General features: G+C 68.3%; 3 protein-coding genes and 1 pseudogene. All 4 read right to left on the bottom strand.

Annotated elements, in window-relative coordinates:
• Positions 1–289, bottom strand: a 289-nt coding sequence (locus ACZ4N4_RS46315; RefSeq protein WP_467600939.1) for a hypothetical protein, incomplete at its 3' end; no start/stop codon positions are given.
• Positions 290–687: 398 nt separating this feature from the next.
• A complete protein-coding gene (locus tag ACZ4N4_RS46310) occupies positions 688–1857 on the bottom strand; it encodes an HTTM domain-containing protein (protein WP_467600942.1) in 1170 nt (389 codons plus the stop codon).
• Positions 1858–1906: 49 nt separating this feature from the next.
• A complete protein-coding gene (locus ACZ4N4_RS46305; RefSeq protein WP_467600937.1) occupies positions 1907–2464 on the bottom strand; it encodes a DUF5819 family protein in 558 nt (185 codons plus the stop codon).
• Between the two features lie 300 nt (positions 2465–2764).
• Positions 2765–3556: pseudogene (locus ACZ4N4_RS46300) on the bottom strand (hypothetical protein); the annotation flags it as partial.

Here is a 3556-nt window from a genome sequence, read left to right as displayed (position 1 = left end):
TTGAGGGGTTTTCAGCTTCATCGAGAGGCCATTTTCTGTGGGGGCCGTGGCGTACCGGGCCCTGCAAAATTGCCCGGGAGCCTGGATCTGGTCGCTGCATATTACGGAGAAATCTTTGCACGGCAACGGAAATCGAAGGAGAGTCGAGATCGCCGGGAATTAAGCCCTCGAATGCATGGCAATTGTTGGGAAATTTACATTTCCGATTATCCGATAGGGCCGCCCGAATATGCAGATTTTTATCAGGGGTGATCGGTTGGAGCGCCCCGGCTTCGCCGCCGAGATCCACACCGGGTTTGCCCACCTCGTCGGTCGGAGCGAGGAGCAGCAGGCCATGGGCCTTGTGCTTCGGCGCATGGATCGGTCCGTTCTCGTCTCCGGTGCGGCGGCAGGTGCCACGAAGGTGCCGCCACGCGGCACGCCGCCGCCACCCTCCGGGCGGCCGCGACAGCGGCGATGAACCCGGTGCGCTCGCGGCGGGCGCTGCGCCGGATGGCGGTGGCGTGGACGTGCGGGGCGGGGTTGGACCCTGTCGGCCGGGATCCCCGCATGTGGCTGCGTCGGTTCATGAGGCAGGGCCGAAACCGTCGGCACGGGCCTCGCCGACGGTCGGTGCGCGGGGGCCGGGGGCATCGCCTCGTCACCTGTGGTGAGTGGTGCGGTCGCGGCGGCGGTCCTCTACGGCTCCTATTCCGTCGCCGTCGGCCCTGACGGCGACGGACCGACGCAACCGCTTCCCGGACGGGACATCGGCCTGTCGCCCTCTCGGCAAGCGGAGCGGTCGCCCTGCGGTGGTACGGATCCAAGCCCCGCTCCCTGCCGGGGCGCCGGCGTCCGGACGCCGGCGCCCCGAGTTGCGCGCCGGGCGAGGTGAGGCAGGGAAGCGTAGAAGCGGTCGGGAAGGAACACGGCGTCCGCGATGATCATCGTGCCCGAGAAGAGAGGCAGCCCCAGGACCACCGCGATACCGATGTGCATGCCCAGCAGCATGATGAGCACGGGGTACTTGAGCCTGCCGAAGAGCACGAACGGGAAAGCGACCTGCGTGAGAACGGTCAGGTATCCGACGATCGCGATCACGAGCGGGTACTGGTCCAGGAGATGGGAGAGCTCGGGCCAGGGCTGGAAGAGGTCGAGGTTCAGCACGTAGTGGAGGGCCGTGCCGTCGTCCCAGTAAGTGCCCTGCACCTTGTACAGGCCGGCCGATCCGTACAGAAGGCAGACCTGCACCGCGATGACGAAGACGCCGCAGTTGTGCACCACCGTGACCAGCTTGCCGCGCGCCGCACGGAGCTGCCGAGCGGGAGAGCTTCGCGCCGCCTCCGGCGCGCTGTCCGCCCGTACCGCCTTGATCCGCTTTCGGCGCGCGTCCAGGGACCAGCGCCGGCCGCACGCGGTGAGCACGAGATAGAGAGCCATCAGCAGGACGAGATTGTCGCCCCCGTCCGTCATGAAGATCGCTCTGGCGTGGAACGAGGTCACCACGACGGCGAAGAGGACGGACGTGGCCCGGGTCCGCCAGCCCAGCATGAACAGCGCGGACGTCACGAGGGCCAGCACATAACACAGCTCGAAGTAGGCACGGCTGTCCGACAGGGTCAGGAAGCTGTACCAGCCCGTCTGGTCGAAGAGCTGTGCCGCCAGCGCGGGCGTCCACGGGGAGTCAGGCCCCCAGATCTCGTACCGGTGCGGAAATTCGCGCAGGAGAAAGACCAGGTAGAGCAGCCCGTAGCCGATGCGCAGAACCGACGTGGCGTACAGGGACACCGGCCGACCGGTGACAAGTGCCCACAAGGCGTCGGCTCGGGCGAGGAGCCGAGGGTGGAGCGCGTTTGTGCTCCGTGCGTCGTGGCCCATGGGCCGGTCCTGCGTGACCGCCGCCTTGGCGGGGAGTTCGCGGATCTGCTCATTTCCCATAGGGGGTCACCTTCCACCAGGGCAGGAGCCGGTTCTCCACCGGCGTCGGGGGCCGGTGCCCGGCCGCCGTGCCGGGCGCGGCCACGGGCAGCGTGACGACCCGGAGCTGAACGAACTCGAAGGTGCGGCCGTCGTCGTGGTCGGCGAGGCGGTCGGCGGCGATGTTGCTCAGATACTTCTGCATCATCACGGCCCGGTCCGAGCGTGCCGTGTCGTCCTCTCCGTGCGTGTCGACATAGGAGGCCCATGCACGGCGCAGGAGGTTCTGGGCCGTATGGCTCGGAAACGGGTTGTGCTCGACCGCGGCTCGGTCCATGGCGGTCAGGTCGACCCACGGGCCGACCCGCATCGAGCCGTTGGACGCGGTGTGCGCGGTTCTTGCCAGGACCTGCCGGTTGACCGAGTCGGGGTTGGGGGCGAAGAGCCGCCAGTTCTGTTCGAAGAGGGGATACACCCATGCGTCGACCTGCCGGCTGTACCGCCTTGAGACGGCGTTGGCAGGTGCCACATGAAGAAAGACGGCACCGAGATGGACCAGTGTCGTCACCAGACACAGGAGAACGGCAGCGTGCAGCCCCGCTCTCAGCGCCCTGGCACCTGTCGACCGCTCGCCGGGTGGGTCCCCGCCGTCGTACCCCTCCCATGGAAGCGGACCGGCATCGGACTCCCCGGTTTCCCGCACGCGCGCTGAATCAATTCCGCTCGACACCGCCCACCTTGCCTTCTCGTATCCGCTGCCCGGCGTCTGAGGTCTTTACGGACCGACTGACACCGGCGGCGCGCGGCGGATCGAGGGGATTCCGCCGCGCGCCGTCATCCGATGTACGGGCCTCTCGCAGCCTGCCGCCTAGTCTTCGTGGCCTTCCTGGCCCTCGGGCTTCGGTGTGTTGCCGTAGCCGTAGTTGGCGTACTTGCCGTAGTCGTACTTGCCGTAGTCGTAGTCGGCGTGGTTCTCGTTGTGCTCTGGCTTGCCGTGCTCCGGCTTGCCGTGCTCTGGCTTGCCGTGTCCCTGCTGGTCCTCGGCCGGCTTGCCGTGTTCGTGATGGCCGCCGTGGCCCGGGCCGCCGGGCTTGTTGTCCTGCTCACCGGGCTTGCCGCCGTGCCCACCCGCGGTTTCCCCGGCGGTGTTGCCCGAGGTGTTCCCGGACGTGCCGTTGTTCCCCGCGGTGTTGCCCGAGGTGCTCCCGGCGGTGTTGCCGGAGACGTTCCCCGAGGTGCCGCCGGTCCCGACGATCGGCCCGCCCAGCAGGCCGCCCGTGACCAGACCCCCGCTGACCAGACCACCACCGGTCACACCAGCGGCGGTGCCGGTGGTGGTTCCCGTCGTCGTACCGGTTGTTGTGGTGCCACCGGCCGTGGTTCCCGTCGTCGTACCGGTTGTTGTGGTGCCACCGCTCGTCGTGCCGGTGGTGGTGCCACCGGTCGTCGTGCCGGTGGTGGTGCCACCGGTCGTCGTGCCGGTCGTCGTGCCAGTGGTGGTGCCGGTGGTGGTTCCCGTCGTCGTGCCGGTTGTTGTGGTGCCGCCGGTCGTGGTGCCGCCGGTCGTGCTGGTCGCGCAGTTGTTGAGGAAGATGCGGTTGTTGTCGAGCGTCACCTCGCCGTTGCGGGCCAGGGCCCGGCCCTCGATGTTCGTCCCCGT

This window comes from Streptomyces sp. NPDC026538 (genome assembly GCF_055567535.1).
The sequence above is the reverse complement of the archived record's forward strand: the minus strand, read 5'-3'. Positions and strand labels throughout refer to the sequence as shown.